Source organism: Paraburkholderia sp. MM5482-R2, assembly GCF_050436125.1.
Classification (GTDB): domain Bacteria; phylum Pseudomonadota; class Gammaproteobacteria; order Burkholderiales; family Burkholderiaceae; genus Paraburkholderia; species Paraburkholderia tuberum.
On record NZ_JBNDLP010000002.1, the window covers coordinates 4,123,542 to 4,139,846 of the forward strand.

General features: G+C 60.1%; 10 protein-coding genes and 4 tRNA genes. All 14 read right to left on the reverse strand.

Going from position 1 to position 16,305, the window contains the following annotated elements:
* Positions 1–183: 183 nt before the first annotated feature.
* Positions 184–2,031: a DNA helicase RecQ gene (gene recQ / locus OKW37_RS22030; RefSeq protein ID WP_184065459.1), complete on the reverse strand. Its 1,848-nt coding sequence runs from the start codon at positions 2,029–2,031 to the stop codon at positions 184–186.
* 230 nt (positions 2,032–2,261) lie between these two features.
* A complete protein-coding gene (gene rpoC, locus OKW37_RS22035) occupies positions 2,262–6,500 on the reverse strand; it encodes a DNA-directed RNA polymerase subunit beta' (protein ID WP_429356261.1) in 4,239 nt (1,412 codons plus the stop codon).
* A gap of 21 nt (positions 6,501–6,521) precedes the next feature.
* Positions 6,522–10,628, reverse strand: a complete 4,107-nt coding sequence (gene rpoB, locus OKW37_RS22040; protein ID WP_090802173.1) for a DNA-directed RNA polymerase subunit beta — start codon at positions 10,626–10,628, stop codon at positions 6,522–6,524.
* 369 nt (positions 10,629–10,997) lie between these two features.
* Positions 10,998–11,375, reverse strand: coding sequence for a 50S ribosomal protein L7/L12 (gene rplL / locus OKW37_RS22045; protein WP_018420143.1), 378 nt, complete (start codon positions 11,373–11,375; stop codon positions 10,998–11,000).
* Positions 11,376–11,438: 63 nt separating this feature from the next.
* A complete protein-coding gene (rplJ, locus tag OKW37_RS22050; RefSeq protein ID WP_062129470.1) occupies positions 11,439–11,942 on the reverse strand; it encodes a 50S ribosomal protein L10 in 504 nt (167 codons plus the stop codon).
* 304 nt (positions 11,943–12,246) lie between these two features.
* A complete protein-coding gene (gene rplA, locus OKW37_RS22055; protein ID WP_184065453.1) occupies positions 12,247–12,945 on the reverse strand; it encodes a 50S ribosomal protein L1 in 699 nt (232 codons plus the stop codon).
* Positions 12,946–13,377 (reverse strand): 50S ribosomal protein L11, encoded by a 432-nt coding sequence (gene rplK, locus OKW37_RS22060; RefSeq protein WP_008922976.1) that lies wholly within the window; start codon positions 13,375–13,377, stop codon positions 12,946–12,948.
* A 161-nt stretch (positions 13,378–13,538) separates the two neighbouring features.
* On the reverse strand, positions 13,539–14,096 hold the full coding sequence (nusG, locus tag OKW37_RS22065; protein WP_075303275.1) for a transcription termination/antitermination protein NusG: 558 nt from the start codon (positions 14,094–14,096) through the stop codon (positions 13,539–13,541).
* A 1-nt stretch (position 14,097) separates the two neighbouring features.
* Positions 14,098–14,478, reverse strand: a complete 381-nt coding sequence (gene secE / locus OKW37_RS22070; protein WP_184040841.1) for a preprotein translocase subunit SecE — start codon at positions 14,476–14,478, stop codon at positions 14,098–14,100.
* A 34-nt stretch (positions 14,479–14,512) separates the two neighbouring features.
* Positions 14,513–14,588 (reverse strand) — tRNA-Trp (locus OKW37_RS22075).
* A gap of 64 nt (positions 14,589–14,652) precedes the next feature.
* Positions 14,653–15,843: an elongation factor Tu gene (gene tuf / locus OKW37_RS22080; protein WP_090802167.1), complete on the reverse strand. Its 1,191-nt coding sequence runs from the start codon at positions 15,841–15,843 to the stop codon at positions 14,653–14,655.
* A gap of 62 nt (positions 15,844–15,905) precedes the next feature.
* Positions 15,906–15,980 (reverse strand) — tRNA-Thr (locus OKW37_RS22085).
* Positions 15,981–15,996: 16 nt separating this feature from the next.
* Positions 15,997–16,070 (reverse strand) — tRNA-Gly (locus OKW37_RS22090).
* A gap of 39 nt (positions 16,071–16,109) precedes the next feature.
* Positions 16,110–16,195: transfer RNA gene (locus tag OKW37_RS22095), tRNA-Tyr, on the reverse strand.
* Positions 16,196–16,305: the final 110 nt, after the last annotated feature.

A 16,305-nucleotide genomic window follows, 5' to 3' on the forward strand; every position in this document is an offset into this window, starting at 1 on the left:
GGTTTCCGGGCAAAGCAGAAACGCCCGCGCATCGAACTTCCGGCTGGCCCGCTCACGCACGAACTGAAGTTGCGCGTAGGCATTCCAAGAACCGGAACCTAGCATAATATTCCGAAAATACTAAGGGAGTCAACAGGTTGCGGTGTTTCGCCCCTGTCAATCCGGCTAAACAGCCAGACGACGTCAGTCTGCCGCTACGACGTGCAGCAATTCGTAGCCGAAACGGTCCAGTTTACGCGCCCCCATGCCCGGAATCCCGCGCAGATCGTCGATTGAATTGGGGCCGAGACGGGCGATTTCCGCGAGCGTCGCGTCATGGAAAATCACATAAGCCGGCACTCCGTCGCTCTTCGCGGTTTCTGTGCGCCACATGCGTAGACGCTCCCAGCGGGCCCGCTCGCGAGGGCCCATGCCAATGGTCGGATCGGCGCGCTCGCTCGTACGACCCGACGATTGACGCGTGCGTGTCGGCTTGACGTAGCGACGCATCGTCACCTTCTGCTCGCCCTTGAGCACCGGCTTGCTCGCCTCCGTCAGCACGAGCGAACCGAAGCCCTCGTGGTCGACCGTCAGGTAACCGAACGCGACGAGTTGGCGAAAGATCGCACGCCACTCCGGCTCACCGAGCGCCGCGCCGATACCGAACGTGGTCAGCTTCTCGTGGCCGCGCTGCAGGATTTTTTCGCTGCGGTTGCCACGCAAAATATCTATCAGGTGTCCGGCTCCGAAATGAAAGCCGCTCGCACGCTGCGCGCGAAACACGCACGACAGCGCCATCTGAGCCTCGCGCGTTGCATCCCAGGTCGGCGGCGGCTCGAGGCAGTTGTCGCAGTTGCCGCACGGCTGGCTCGTTTCGCCGAAGTACGCGAGCAGGCGCACCCGCCGGCAAGTCGCCGTTTCGCACAAACCGAGCAGCGCGTCGAGCTTGCCTGTCTGGACGCGCTTGTGCGCGTCGTCTGCTTCGGATTCGTCGATCATCTTGCGCTGCTGCACGACGTCGCCGAGCCCGTAGGCCATCCACGCGTTCGACGGCAGTCCGTCGCGGCCCGCGCGGCCGGTCTCCTGGTAGTACCCTTCCACGCTCTTGGGCAAATCCAGATGCGCGACAAACCGCACGTCGGGTTTGTCGATGCCCATGCCGAACGCAATCGTCGCGCACATCACGATGCCTTCCTCGCGCTGGAACATCTCCTGATGTTTCTGGCGCACCTCGAACTCCATGCCGGCGTGGTACGGCAGCGCGCGCATGCCCTTTTCCTTCAGCCACTCCGCGGTTTCCTCGACCTTGCGGCGCGACAGGCAATAAACGACGCCCGCGTCGGTCGTACCGTCAGCTTTCGTATGCTCGGCGCGGATGAAGTCGAGCAGTTGCGTGCGCGCGTTGTCTTTTTCGGCGATGCGATAGCGGATGTTCGGCCGATCGAAACTCGACACGAACACGCGCGCGTCTTCGAGCGCGAGACGGTGGATGATTTCGTCGCGTGTGATCGCGTCGGCGGTCGCCGTCAGCGCGATGCGCGGGACATTCGGAAAGCGCTCGTGCAGCACCGACAGCTGAATATATTCGGGCCGGAAATCGTGTCCCCATTGCGACACGCAGTGCGCTTCGTCGATCGCGAAAAGACCGATGCGCGTGCGTTCGAGCAGTTCCTGGAAGCGCGGCGTCATCAGCCGCTCCGGTGCGACGTAGAGCAGATCGATGTCGCCGTCGCGGAGCGCCCGCTCGGTGGCCACCGCCTCCGCGCTCGACAACGTTGAGTTCAGGTACGCGGCCCGCACGCCGACTTCGGTCAGCGCGGCCACCTGATCCTGCATCAGCGCGATCAGTGGCGACACCACGATGCCGGCGCCAAAGCCGCATTCGCGCCGCACCAGCGACGGGATCTGATAGCACAGCGATTTGCCGCCGCCCGTCGGCATCAGCACAAGGCAATCGCCACCGTCGGCGACGTGCTCGACAATTTCGCCCTGCTGCCCTCTGAACGCGGGATAACCAAAGACTTCATTGAGGATTTCGAGCGGTCGGGACATGTATTTGAGAGAGACGGCGAAAGGAACGGCACGCAGGCGGTGAGACGGATTTTACCAACCCATTCGTGCCGCGCCCGCGCTTTGCGACAACGTTAGCCATCGGGCCTAGGACTGCTCCGGCACGTCGCACCCATGCACGCGCAAAAAAGAGCAAAAAAAAACCGCTCAGTCGAAACTGAGCGGCCTTTTTTTCGTGGCTCGTGAGGCAAGGCGGCTTGCGCCGCCAGCACTTACTCGCCCGAGTGTTGCTGTTCGGCAGCCGGCGTTTCCGGCGTACCGAATTCGAACGACTCTTCCGCTGCGATCTGATCGAAACGCTCGCGGTCGGCCAGTTCCTTGCTCTTGCGCGCCTTGTGGAACGCGAGACCCGTACCGGCCGGAATCAGGCGGCCGACGATCACGTTTTCCTTCAGGCCACGCAGGTCGTCGCGCTTGCCCATGATCGCCGCTTCGGTCAGCACGCGGGTCGTTTCCTGGAACGACGCCGCGGAGATGAACGAATCGGTCGACAGCGACGCCTTCGTGATACCGAGCAGCACGTTTTCGTACGTTGCCGGACGCTTGTCTTCCGCGATCATACGGTCGTTCTCGTCGAGCATGTCCGACCGCTCGACCTGTTCGCCCGGGATGAAACGCGTATCGCCGTTGTCCGAAATCTGCACGCGGCGCAGCATCTGACGCACGATCACTTCGATGTGCTTGTCGTTGATCTTCACGCCTTGCAGACGGTACACGTCCTGCACTTCGTCCACGATGTAGCGCGACAGCGCCTCGACGCCCTGCAGACGCAGGATGTCGTGCGGATCCGCCGGTCCGTCGACGATCATTTCGCCCTTGTTGACGACCTGACCATCGTGCACCAGAACCTGCTTTTCCTTCGCGATCAGGAACTCGTGCTGGTTGCCCTCGAGGTCCGTGATAACGAGACGCTGCTTGCCCTTCGTGTCCTTACCGAACGACGTCGTACCCGTGACTTCCGCCAGGATACCCGCGTCCTTCGGCGAACGTGCTTCGAACAGTTCCGCCACACGCGGCAGACCACCGGTAATGTCACGCGTCTTCTGCGATTCGGTCGGGATACGTGCGAGCACTTCGCCGACCTGCACCTGCTGACCGTCCTTCACGGTGATCAGAGCGCCGACCTGGAAGCCGATCTGCACCGAGTGCTCGGTGTTCGGGATCTTCACTTCCTCGCCGTTCGCATCGAGCAGCTTGACCTGCGGACGCACCGTCTTCGACGCCTGCGAACCACGACGCTTCACGTCGATCACGACAAGCGTGGACAGACCCGTCACGTCGTCGATCTGTTTCGCGACCGTCACGCCTTCCTCGACGTTCTCGAACTTCACCGTACCACCGTACTCGGTGATGATCGGACGCGTCATCGGATCCCACGTGGCCAGTTGCGTGCCAGCCTTGATCTGCGCACCGTCGAGCTGCAGCAGCGTGGCGCCGTACGGCACCTTGTGACGCTCGCGCTCGCGGCCGTGATCGTCGGTGATCATCGCTTCACCCGAACGCGAGATGACGATCTGCTCGCCCTTCGCATTCGTGACGTAACGCATCGTCGACGTGAAACGCACCGTACCGTTCGACTTCGCTTCGACCGACGATGCCACCGCCGCACGCGACGCCGCGCCACCGATGTGGAACGTACGCATCGTGAGCTGCGTGCCCGGTTCACCGATTGACTGCGCCGCGATCACGCCGACCGCTTCGCCGACGTTCACCATCGAGCCGCGGCCGAGGTCGCGACCGTAGCAGGCCGCGCACAGACCGTAGCGCGTTTCGCAGGTCAGCGGCGTGCGCACGCGCACTTCGTCGATGCCGAGGCGTTCGATGTCTTCGACCGCGTCTTCGTCGAGCAGTGTGCCCGCTTCGAACAGCGTTTCCTGCGATTCCGGGTTGACGATGTCAGCCACGGCCACGCGACCCAGGATACGGTCACGCAGCGCTTCGACCACTTCACCGCCTTCCACGAGCGCCTTCATCGCCACGCCGTTCGACGTACCGCAATCTTCCTCGACGACGACCAGATCCTGCGTCACGTCGACGAGACGACGCGTCAGGTAACCCGAGTTCGCGGTCTTCAGTGCCGTATCAGCCAGACCCTTACGTGCACCGTGGGTCGAGATGAAGTACTGCAACACGTTCAGACCTTCGCGGAAGTTCGCCGTAATCGGCGTCTCGATGATCGAGCCGTCCGGCTTCGCCATCAGACCGCGCATACCGGCCAACTGACGGATCTGAACCGCGGAACCACGAGCGCCTGAGTCCGCCATCATGTAGATGGAGTTGAACGACTCCTGACGCGTCTGGTTGCCGTCGCGGTCCGTGACCGGTTCCGTCGACAGCTGCTCCATCATTGCCTTGCCGACCGCTTCCGACGTCGCCGACCAGATGTCGACCACGTTGTTGTAGCGCTCCTGCGCAGTGACGAGACCCGACATGTACTGACGGTCGTATTCCTTCACCTTCTTCGCGGCGTCGCCAACGATGGTTTCCTTCTGCGGCGGTACGAGCATGTCGTCGACGCAAATCGAAATACCAGCGCGCGTTGCCAGACGGAAGCCCGACTGCATCAGTTGGTCGGCGAAAATCACCGTCTCACGCAGACCGCACTTGCGGAACGCGGTGTTGATCAGACGCGAGATTTCCTTCTTCTTCAGCGGCTTGTTCAGCACCGAGAACGGCAGACCCGGCGGCAGGATTTCCGAGAGGATCGAGCGGCCAACCGTGGTCGCATACAGCGTGATCTTCGGTACGAACGCCGGCCCGCCTTCCGACTTGTCTTCGTTGTGGACCATTTCGGTGATCCGCACGTTGACGCGCGAGGCCAGTTCGACTTCCTTGTTCTCGTACGCGCGCAGCACTTCCGACACGCCTGTGAACGTCAGGCCTTCGCCCTTGCCGTTCACCGCTTCACGCGTCGCGTAGTACAGGCCGAGCACGATATCCTGCGACGGCACGATCGACGGATCGCCGTTAGCCGGGAACAGTACGTTGTTCGACGCGAGCATCAGCGTGCGCGCCTCCATCTGCGCTTCGAGCGACAGCGGCACGTGAACGGCCATCTGGTCACCGTCGAAGTCGGCGTTGAACGCCGCGCAAACGAGCGGGTGCAACTGGATTGCCTTACCTTCGATCAGCACCGGCTCGAAAGCCTGGATGCCGAGACGGTGCAGCGTCGGCGCACGGTTCAGCATGACCGGATGTTCGCGGATCACCTCTTCGAGGATGTCCCACACCACCGGTGTCTGGTTCTCGACCTCCTTCTTCGCGGCCTTGATGGTGGTAGCAACACCCATCACTTCGAGCTTGTTGAAGATGAACGGCTTGAACAGTTCGAGCGCCATCAGCTTCGGCAGACCGCACTGATGCAGCTTCAGCGTCGGGCCGACCACGATCACCGAACGGCCCGAGTAGTCGACACGCTTACCGAGCAGGTTCTGACGGAAGCGACCGCCCTTACCCTTGATCATGTCCGCGAGCGACTTCAGCGGACGCTTGTTCGCACCGGTCATCGCCTTGCCGCGACGGCCGTTGTCGAGCAGCGAGTCGACGGCTTCCTGCAGCATCCGCTTTTCGTTGCGGACGATGATTTCAGGCGCCTTCAGCTCGAGCAAACGCTTCAACCGGTTGTTACGGTTGATCACGCGGCGATACAGGTCGTTCAGGTCCGACGTCGCGAAACGGCCGCCGTCGAGCGGGACGAGCGGACGCAGTTCCGGCGGCAGCACCGGCAGCACTTCGAGGACCATCCAGTCCGGCTTGATGCCCGAACGCTGGAACGCCTCGAGCACTTTCAGGCGCTTCGCGTACTTCTTGATCTTCGCTTCCGAGCCGGTGTTCTTGAGCTCCGTGCGCAGCAGCTCGACCTGCTCGTCGATGTTGATCGCGCGCAGCAGTTCGCGAATACCTTCCGCGCCCATTTCGGCACGGAATTCGTCGCCGTATTCCTCGACCTTGTTGTAGTAATCCTCTTCGGTCATGATCTGCCGCGCTTTGAGCGGCGTCATGCCCGGATCGATCACCACGTATGCTTCGAAGTACAGCACGCGCTCGATGTCGCGCAGCGTCATGTCGAGCACCATGCCCAGACGCGACGGCAGCGACTTCAGGAACCAGATGTGCGCGACCGGCGAGGCCAGCTCAATGTGACCCATTCGCTCACGACGCACCTTCGCGAGCGTCACTTCGACGCCGCACTTCTCGCAGATCACGCCGCGGTGCTTCAGGCGCTTGTACTTGCCGCAAAGGCATTCGTAGTCCTTGATCGGACCGAAAATCTTCGCGCAGAACAGACCATCGCGCTCCGGCTTGAACGTGCGGTAGTTGATGGTTTCCGGCTTCTTGACTTCACCGAACGACCACGAACGGATCTTGTCCGGCGAGGCCAGACCGATCTTGATCGCGTCGAAAACTTCAGGTTGTTGGACTTGCTTGAATAGATCGAGCAAAGCTTTCATCGCTTCTCTCCAGTAGTCCGATTAGTTCCGGTCCAGGTCGATGTCGATACCCAGCGACCGGATTTCCTTCACCAACACGTTGAACGACTCAGGCATGCCGGCATCGATCACGTGATCGCCCTTGACCAGGTTCTCGTAAACCTTGGTCCGGCCCGTCACGTCGTCCGACTTCACCGTCAGCATTTCCTGCAGCACGTACGATGCGCCGTACGCTTCGAGCGCCCACACTTCCATTTCACCGAAACGCTGGCCACCGAACTGCGCCTTACCGCCCAACGGCTGCTGCGTGACGAGCGAGTATGGGCCCGTGGAACGCGCGTGCATCTTGTCGTCGACCAGGTGGTGCAGCTTCAGGTAGTGCATGTAGCCGACCGTCACCGTACGTTCGAACATCTCGCCCGTGCGACCGTCGAACAGACGCACCTGGTTCTTCGACGGCGTCATGCCGAGGTTTTCAGCGATGTCGTCCGGGAACGCCAGGTCCAGCGCGCGGGACATTTCTTCTTCCGTCGCACCGTCGAACACCGGCGTTGCGAACGGCACGCCTTCGCGCAGGTTCTTCGCCAGTTCGAGGATTTCGTCGTCGCTGAAGCTGTCCAGCTCTTCGGCGCGGCCCGATTCGTTGTAGATCTTGATCAGGAATTCGCGCAGTTCAGCGATCTTCGCCTGACGCTGCAGCATTTCGCCGATACGCCAGCCGAGACCCTTCGCGGCCCAACCCAGATGCACTTCGAGAACCTGACCCACGTTCATCCGCGACGGCACGCCGAGCGGGTTCAGAACGACGTCAGCCGGACGGCCGTCGGCCATGTACGGCATGTCTTCGATCGGCACGATCTTCGACACGACACCCTTGTTACCGTGGCGGCCTGCCATCTTGTCGCCAGGCTGCAGACGGCGCTTCACCGCCAGATACACCTTGACCATCTTCAGCACGCCCGGCGGCAGTTCGTCGCCTTGCGTGAGCTTCTTGCGCTTCTCTTCGAACGCGAGGTCGAACTGGTGACGCTTCTCTTCGATCGAGTTCTTGATCGCTTCGAGCTGGGCCGCTGCTTCTTCATCCGCGAGGCGGATGTCGAACCAGTGATAGTGGTCCAGATCTTCGAGGTAAGCGCGGTCGATCTTCGTGCCCTTCGCGAGCTTCTTCGGACCGCCGTTCACCACCTTGCCTTCGAGCATGCGTGCGAGACGCTGGAACGCATCGCCTTCCACGATACGCAGCTGGTCGTTCAGGTCGAGACGATAGCGCTTCAGTTCATCGTCGATGATCTGTTGCGCGCGCTTGTCGCGCTGGATGCCTTCACGCGTGAATACCTGCACGTCGATCACAGTGCCGCTCATGCCCGACGGCACGCGCAGCGACGTGTCCTTCACGTCCGACGCCTTCTCACCGAAGATCGCGCGCAGCAGTTTTTCTTCCGGCGTCAGCTGGGTTTCGCCCTTCGGCGTGACCTTGCCAACCAGCACGTCGCCCGCCTCGACTTCCGCGCCGATGTACACGATGCCCGACTCGTCGAGACGGCCAAGCTGCACTTCGGCGAGATTCGAGATGTCGCGCGTGATTTCTTCCGGTCCGAGCTTCGTGTCGCGTGCAACGACGTTCAGTTCTTCGATGTGAATCGACGTGTAACGGTCGTCCGCAACGACCTTCTCCGAAATCAGGATGGAGTCTTCGAAGTTGTAGCCGTTCCATGGCATGAACGCGATCAGCATGTTCTGGCCGAGCGCGAGCTCGCCCAGATCGGTCGATGCGCCGTCAGCCAGCACGTCGCCGCGCGCAACCTTGTCGCCCATCTTCACGATCGGACGCTGGTTGATGTTCGTGTTCTGGTTCGAACGCGTGTACTTGATCAGATTGTAGATGTCGACGCCGACTTCACCCGCGACCGCTTCGTCGTCGTTCACGCGAATCACGATACGGCCCGCGTCGACGTAATCGACCACACCGCCACGCAGTGCCTGAACCGTCGTGCCCGAGTCGACCGCCACGGTGCGTTCGATGCCCGTACCGACGACCGGCTTTTCCGGACGCAGACACGGGACGGCCTGACGCTGCATGTTCGAGCCCATCAATGCGCGGTTCGCGTCGTCGTGCTCGAGGAACGGAATCAGCGAAGCTGCGACCGACACGATCTGCGACGGCGCCACGTCCATGTACTGAATGCGGTCCGGCGTGACCATCAGCGTTTCGCCCGCTTCACGCGACGACACGAGTTCGTCGGTCAGCGTGCGGTCGTCGGCCACCGCCGCGTTCGCCTGAGCGATCACGTAACGGCCTTCTTCGATCGCCGACAGATAGTCAATCTGGTCGGTCACCTTGCCGTCCGCCACCTTGCGATACGGCGTTTCGAGGAAGCCGTATTCGTTCAGGTGCGCGTACAGAGCGAGCGAGTTGATCAGACCGATGTTCGGACCTTCCGGCGTTTCAATCGGACACACACGGCCGTAGTGAGTTGGGTGCACGTCGCGGACTTCGAAGCCTGCGCGCTCACGAGTCAGACCGCCCGGGCCTAGTGCAGAAACACGACGCTTGTGCGTGATTTCCGACAGCGGATTGGTCTGGTCCATGAACTGCGACAGCTGCGACGACCCGAAGAACTCGCGAATCGCCGACGAGATCGGCTTCGAGTTGATCAGGTCGTGCGGCATCAAGTTTTCGCTTTCGGCCTGGCCGAGGCGTTCCTTCACAGCACGTTCGACACGCACGAGGCCCGCGCGGAACTGGTTCTCAGCGAGTTCGCCGACGCAGCGCACACGACGGTTGCCGAGGTGGTCGATGTCGTCCACTTCGCCCTTGCCGTTGCGCAACTCGACGAGGATCTTGATCGTCGCGAGAATGTCGTCGTCCTGCAGCGTCATCGGACCGACGATTTCATCACGGCCGACGCGCCGGTTGAACTTCATACGACCCACCTTCGACAGGTCGTACGCTTCTTCGCTGTAGAACAGACGGTTGAACAGTGCCTCGACCGCTTCTTCGGTTGGCGGCTCGCCCGGACGCATCATGCGGTAGATCGCGATACGCGCGGCCATCTTGTCGGCCGTTTCGTCGATACGCAGCGTCGACGAGATGTACGGACCCTGGTCCAGATCGTTCGTGTAGAGCGTCTGGATGTCCTTGATCTTCGCTTCGCGCAGCTTCTCGAGCACGGATTCGGTAATTTCGTCGTTGGCGTTCGCGATGACTTCACCCGTATCGCCGTCGATCACGTTCTTCGCGAGCACGCGGCCGAGCAGATAATCTTCCGGCACCGAGATGAACTTGGTCTTCGCGTTATCGAGGTCGCGAATGTGCTTGGCGTTGATCCGCTTGTCCTTCTGGACGATCACGTTGCCATCGCGGTCCGTGATATCGAAGCGCGCGACTTCACCGCGCAAACGCTCCGGCACGAATTCCATCTGCGCGCCTTCCGGCATCAGCGTGAAATTGTCGAACACGAAGAAGTTTGCGAGGATCTGTTCCGGCGTCAGGCCGATTGCCTTTAGCAGGATCGTAACCGGCATCTTACGACGACGGTCGACGCGGAAGTACAGCACGTCCTTCGGGTCGAACTCGAAGTCGAGCCACGAGCCACGGTAGGGAATGATACGTGCCGAAAACAGCAGCTTGCCCGAGCTGTGCGTCTTGCCCTTGTCGTGTTCGAAGAAAACACCCGGCGAACGGTGCAGCTGCGAAACGATCACACGTTCCGTGCCGTTGATGACGAACGAACCGGTCGGCGTCATGAGCGGGATTTCGCCCATGTACACTTCCTGTTCCTTCACTTCTTTGACGACCGGCTTGCTCGGTGATTCTTTGTCGAGCAGCACCAGACGCACCTTGGCGCGCAGCGCCGAGCAGTACGTCAGACCGCGCTGCTGGCATTCCTTGATGTTGAATGCCGGCGGCGACAGCATGTAGCTGACGAACTCAAGGCGCGCGAAGCCGTTGTGCGAAACGATCGGAAAAACGGAAGTAAACGCGGCCTGCAAGCCTTCCGGCTTGCGTTGCGTAGATGACGTGTCTGCTTGCAGAAACGTGCTGAATGATTCAAGCTGGGTAGCCAGCAGGAAAGGTACTTGGTGAACGATGGGGCGCTTCGCAAAACTCTTGCGAATACGCTTCTTCTCGGTGAAGGAATATTGCATACGATCTCCGAATCACGGCGGGCATAGTTGTCGAGGCAGGATACCTTGATGAGACAACCCGAGTGTTCACCGACTGAGACCCGATGGCCGTCCGATGGCTTGAACGAGCCTAGAAGCTTGGTGGTTGGCCGCTACCAACCGCTGGCTGACGGCAGCGGATGCCTGTGTTGCCCGCTACCCGACCAAACTTGCCTTCTGCAGTCGCTTCAGAAGACAAAGAGAAATGCCGGTCAAAATTACCGTGGGCGTTTTTCTTTGGCTTCTGGGAATCACATTCCTGCCGGCATACGCCCGCAAAAACGCGTCCTCCACAAAGCACAAAAAGGCCGGCGGTGAAAAACCGCCAGCCTTCGCACAGCGCGTTGAAGCTTACTTGATTTCAACCTTCGCGCCGGCTTCTTCCAACTTCTTCTTGGCTTCTTCAGCAGCAGCCTTGGGCACCGCTTCCTTAACGGGCTTCGGTGCACCGTCGACCAGATCCTTCGCTTCCTTCAGGCCGAGACCCGTCAGTTCGCGAACAGCCTTAATGACCGAAACCTTGTTTGCACCGGTTTCAGCCAAGATGACCGTGAATTCGGTCTGCTCTTCAGCAGCAGCAGCGCCGCCGGCTGCACCTGCCGGGCCAGCCACTGCAACAGCAGCTGCCGAGACGCCAAACTTTTCTTCGAACGCCTTGACCAGCTCGTTCAGTTCCAGAACCGACATCGAGCCTACGGCTTCGAGGATGTCTTCTTTTGCGATTGCCATTTGAAATACTCCTAAATTGAATTCGGATACAGCCAGCGATCAATCACGCTCGACTGAAGTGCATCACGCAGCGGCTTCTTCGCCTTGCTTCTTTTCTGCCAGCGCGGCCAGAGCGCGCGCGAAGCCAGAAACAGGTGCCTGCATAACGTACAACAGCTTGGAGAGCAGTTCTTCGCGGCTCGGGATGCTTGCCAGCGCTTGCACGCCAGCCTTGTCCATCACCTTGCCTTCGTAGGAACCAGCCTTGATGACCAACTTGTCATTGCTCTTGCTGAAGTCATTGACGACCTTAGCAGCAGCAATCGCATCTTCCGAGATGCCGTAGATCAGGGGGCCAGTCATCTGCTCTGCCAGCGGAGCAAACGGGGTACCCTCGACGGCGCGACGCGCCAGCGTGTTCTTCAACACGCGAAGGTAAACCTGTTGCTCACGCGCTTTCGCGCGCAGCTTGGTCAGATCGCCAACCGCGATTCCACGATACTCAGCCAGAACCACGGTCTGAGCTTTCGCGACTTGCGCGGCAACCTCAGCGACGACGGCCTGCTTGCTTTCTTTGTTTAGTGGCACGGTTAACCTCCAGATTCGATACACGCAGCGTGCGCCTTGTGTACCGCATTCAATAACGGCGTCCGACCAGTCAGGAGTATTTCGACCGTCAAAAATCCGTATCGCTACAGACATCCAACGGCTTCATCACTACAAAACCTTTTCGGGTTCGCCATCTGCGTTGGCTTTACATTAAGGGCCCGCCTACTTGCTGCGTGCCCACCAACGGTCTTTGACAACCGGTCGCGCGATGCAGACTGCCACCTCGCAACCGCCCAAAGCCCTTAAAAGCCGCCCCAACTCGCGCCGGAGCGGCGAAAATTCATTACTGGGCAGCGATCGACGTCTGGTCGACACGAACACCAACACCCATCGTGCTCGACAGAGCGACCTTGCGCAGATACACGCCCTTGCTCGTTGCCGGCTTCGCCTTCTGCAGCGCTTCGATCAGCGCATTCAGGTTGTTGCGCAGTGCTACCGGTTCAAACGAAGCGCGGCCGATCGTTGCGTGGATAATGCCGGCCTTGTCGACACGGAATTGCACCTGACCAGCCTTGGCGTTCTTGACCGCGGTCGCGACGTCCGGCGTGACCGTGCCAACCTTCGGGTTCGGCATCAGGCCACGCGGGCCGAGAATCTGCCCGAGCGTACCGACGATACGCATCGTGTCCGGCGAAGCGATCACGATGTCGAAGTTCAGGTTCCCGGCCTTGACCTGTTCGGCCAGGTCTTCCATACCGACGACGTCAGCACCAGCGGCACGAGCCTGCTCAGCCTTTTCGCCCTGCGCGAACACAGCGACGCGGACCGACTTACCGGTACCAGCGGGCAGCACGACCGAGCCGCGAACCACTTGATCCGACTTCTTTGCGTCAATGCCGAGTTGCACGGCGACGTCGATCGACTCGTCGAACTTCGCGCTTGCGCATTCCTTCACGAGCGACAGAGCGTCTTCGATCGGGTACAGCTTCTGACGATCCACTTTGGCTGCAAATGCTTGCAGACGCTTCGAAAGCTTAGCCATTTACACGCCCTCCACGGTGATGCCCATCGAGCGGGCGCTACCAGCGATCGTACGAACCGCTGCGTCCAGATCAGCAGCCGTCAGATCGGGCATCTTGGTCTTGGCGATATCTTCAGCTTGAGCGCGGGTGATCTTGCCGACCTTGTCGGTATGCGGCTTGCTCGAACCCTTGTCGAGCTTCGCTGCCTTCTTGATCAGAACCGTAGCCGGCGGCGTCTTCAGAACGAACGTGAAGCTCTTGTCCGCGAATGCCGTGATCACGACAGGAATCGGCAGACCCGGTTCCATCGCTTGAGTCTGCGCGTTGAACGCCTTGCAGAACTCCATGATGTTCAGGCCGCGCTGACCCAGCGCCGGACCAACCGGCGGCGACGGATTGGCTTTACCTGCAGGAATCTGCAGCTTGATAAAGCCGATAATTTTCTTTGCCATTTCGAGAACCTCTGTGGAACGCCGCCTTACGGGCGGACGCTCAGTGAGTAGTAGCGCGTGTTCGCCGACAAACTGGCTAGTTACGCTCCTCAACGGCCATTACGCGGACCGTAAGCGCGAAATACGGAACGCACCTAGCGGTGCGTTCCGTAAAATCTAGACTACAACTTTTCGACTTGGCCGAATTCCAACTCGACCGGCGTTGCGCGGCCGAAGATTGTAACGGAAACACGGACTCGCGACTTTTCGTAGTTCACTTCTTCGACGCTGCCGTTGAAATCTGTGAACGGGCCTTCTTTCACGCGCACCATCTCGCCTACCTCAAACAGGGTCTTCGGACGCGGCTTCTCCACGCCCTCCTGCATCTGCGACATGATCTTTTCAACTTCCCTAGGGGAGATCGGGCTCGGCCGATTACGCGCCCCGCCGACGAAGCCGGTCACCTTCGCCGTATTTTTCACGAGATGCCACGTTTCGTCTGTCATTTCCATTTCGACTAAAACATAGCCCGGGAAGAAACGACGTTCGGTTACTGATTTGTGACCGCCCTTTACCTCAACAACCTCTTCCGTTGGAACGAGGATCTGGCCGAACTGATCCTGCATACCAGCCCGCTCGATGCGCTCCTGAAGCGCTCGTTGCACGCTCTTCTCCATACCGGAATATGCGTGCACTACGTACCAACGTTTGCCGCTCGGGGATGCCGGAGTATCACTCATATCATTTCCAACCCAGAATCGCCGAGAAAATCGCCCACTCAATGGATTTATCACAAACCCAGAGGAAGATAGCCATCACGACTACGAAGCCGAAGACCACGAGTGTTGTTTGGGTCGCCTCTTTGCGACTCGGCCAAACTACCTTGCGGACCTCTTTGTATGAGTCATTGGCGAAAGCGATGAAACCCTTGCCAGGCGCCGAGAGAAGACCGACTGCGACACCCGCGATCGCACCAACAGCCAAGGCGGCTCCGCGGATGTACCATTCCTGGCCATTAAGCCAGAAGAACCCCACGAACCCGGCCAAGACCAGCAACACACCTGCGATCAACATCAACTTGTCGCCGGATGTATTTACAGTTTCGACGGAAGGATTCGCCATAACACCTTAACAAGCGCCACTACGGCGCGATAGTTGGCAGGGGCAGAGGGAATCGAACCCCCAACCTTCGGTTTTGGAGACCGACGCTCTGCCAGTTGAGCTATACCCCTAAACCATTTGGGGTTGACGACACCGCCAACCCCGATACAACCGATTATCGAGAACTCTCTGGCGTTACTCGATGATCTTGGCGACGACACCAGCGCCGACCGTACGGCCACCTTCGCGAATTGCGAAGCGCAGACCTTCTTCCATCGCGATCGGGTTGATCAGTTTCACCGTGATCGACACGTTGTCGCCCGGCATCACCATTTCCTTGTCCTTCGGCAGCTCGATCGAGCCCGTCACGTCCGTCGTACGGAAGTAGAACTGCGGACGGTAGTTGTTGAAGAACGGCGTGTGACGGCCGCCTTCGTCCTTGCTCAGCACGTACACTTCAGCCGTGAAGTGCGTGTGCGGGTTGATCGAACCCGGCTTGGCCAGAACCTGGCCACGCTCCACGTCTTCACGCTTCGTGCCGCGCAGCAGGATACCAACGTTGTCGCCTGCCTGACCCTGGTCGAGCAGCTTGCGGAACATTTCCACGCCCGTGCAGGTCGTCTTGGCCGTTGCGCGGATACCGACGATCTCGATTTCCTCGCCAACCTTGATCACGCCGCGCTCGACGCGACCCGTCACCACCGTGCCGCGACCCGAGATCGAGAACACGTCTTCCACCGGCATCAGGAACGCACCGTCAACCGCGCGCTCCGGCGTCGGGATGTACGTGTCCAGCGCATCGGCCAGGTTCATGATCGCTACCTCGCCCAGCTCGCCCTTGTCGCCTTCCAGCGCCAGCTTGGCCGAACCCTTGATGATCGGCGTCTCATCGCCCGGGAAGTCGTACTTCGACAGAAGTTCGCGAACTTCCATCTCGACGAGTTCCAGCAGCTCGGCGTCGTCCACCATGTCGCACTTGTTCAGGAACACGATGATGTACGGAACGCCAACCTGACGCGCCAGCAGGATGTGCTCACGCGTTTGCGGCATCGGGCCGTCGGCAGCCGAGCACACCAGGATTGCGCCGTCCATCTGCGCCGCGCCCGTGATCATGTTCTTCACGTAGTCTGCGTGGCCCGGGCAGTCGACGTGTGCGTAGTGGCGGTTAGCCGTTTCGTACTCGACGTGCGCGGTGTTGATGGTAATGCCACGCGCCTTTTCTTCCGGCGCCGCGTCGATCTGGTCGTACGCCTTCGCTTCGCCGCCAAACTTCTGCGTCAGGACCGTCGTGATCGCTGCCGTCAGCGTGGTCTTGCCGTGGTCAACGTGACCGATCGTGCCCACGTTCACGTGCGGCTTGGTCCGCTCAAACTTACCCTTGGCCATTTTCGACTCCTAAGAGGATTTTCCGTACGTTGCGCCGGGCGCAAACAATCACCGATTACTTCTGGTGCCCATGGGCAGGATCGAACTGCCGACCTCTCCCTTACCAAGGGAGTGCTCTACCACTGAGCCACATGGGCGCTACCTCTGTGTTGCTGGAGCGGGTGAAGGGAATCGAACCCTCGTCGTAAGCTTGGAAGGCTTCTGCTCTACCATTGAGCTACACCCGCAGGATCATGGATTCCCAACAACTGCTACATCTTGCATTCTGGTGGAGGAGGTTGGATTCGAACCAACGTAGGCGTAAGCCAACAGATTTACAGTCTGCCCCCTTTAGCCACTCGGGCACCCCTCCGCAGAGAACTGACGATTATGGGGGAACAATGTCTCTTTGTCAAGGGCTGCTTGACCGTTCCGATCCCAACGCTCTCATTTATATAGTGATTGACTGTTAGCCGTCCGTAA

What these genes read in the sequence shown, in the direction of transcription:
- recQ (WP_184065459.1), bottom strand. Translation starts at nt 2,031, where the DNA reads ATGTCCCGACCGCTCGAAATCCTCAATGAAGTCTTTGGTTATCCCGCG.
- rpoC (WP_429356261.1), bottom strand. Translation starts at nt 6,500, where the DNA reads ATGAAAGCTTTGCTCGATCTATTCAAGCAAGTCCAACAACCTGAAGTT.
- rpoB (WP_090802173.1), bottom strand. Translation starts at nt 10,628, where the DNA reads ATGCAATATTCCTTCACCGAGAAGAAGCGTATTCGCAAGAGTTTTGCG.
- rplL (WP_018420143.1), bottom strand. Translation starts at nt 11,375, where the DNA reads ATGGCAATCGCAAAAGAAGACATCCTCGAAGCCGTAGGCTCGATGTCG.
- rplA (WP_184065453.1), bottom strand. Translation starts at nt 12,945, where the DNA reads ATGGCTAAGCTTTCGAAGCGTCTGCAAGCATTTGCAGCCAAAGTGGAT.
- rplK (WP_008922976.1), bottom strand. Translation starts at nt 13,377, where the DNA reads ATGGCAAAGAAAATTATCGGCTTTATCAAGCTGCAGATTCCTGCAGGT.
- nusG (WP_075303275.1), bottom strand. Translation starts at nt 14,096, where the DNA reads ATGAGTGATACTCCGGCATCCCCGAGCGGCAAACGTTGGTACGTAGTG.
- secE (WP_184040841.1), bottom strand. Translation starts at nt 14,478, where the DNA reads ATGGCGAATCCTTCCGTCGAAACTGTAAATACATCCGGCGACAAGTTG.
- tuf (WP_090802167.1), bottom strand. Translation starts at nt 15,843, where the DNA reads ATGGCCAAGGGTAAGTTTGAGCGGACCAAGCCGCACGTGAACGTGGGC.